Source organism: Jeotgalibacillus marinus, assembly GCF_040801915.1.
In the GTDB taxonomy this organism is placed as follows: domain Bacteria; phylum Bacillota; class Bacilli; order Bacillales; family Jeotgalibacillaceae; genus Jeotgalibacillus; species Jeotgalibacillus marinus.
The window spans coordinates 1-260 of the sequence record NZ_JBFMIA010000204.1 but is presented as its reverse complement, the minus strand read 5'-3'; the positions used below and the strand labels follow the sequence as shown (position 1 = coordinate 260).

General features: G+C 63.1%; 1 protein-coding gene. It reads right to left on the bottom strand.

From position 1 onward, the window contains the following. The coding region (locus AB1471_RS17555) for a DUF4097 family beta strand repeat-containing protein (RefSeq protein WP_367781008.1) at positions 1–260 on the bottom strand (260 nt) is incomplete at both ends.

The following is a 260-nucleotide window of genomic DNA, read 5'->3' as shown; positions in this document are numbered from 1 at the left end:
ATTGCCGACTTCAATTAGTCCGCTGGAGTTTTCGGCCGTAACCGGACCGCCAGCGTACATGACGCTGATCCGCCCGCCGGAAGTGCGCGCCGATACGGCGGCTCCCGCGCGGCCTACGCGAATATTGCCGCCTGCCGTAATAGCGCGAAGGGATCCGACGATTGCATCGACGTAAATATCGCCGCCCGCTGTCTCGAAAGCGGCTTCGTTCCCGGCCTCCATGACGCGGATCAATCCGCCGCCGGAAACGCCGTTGATCG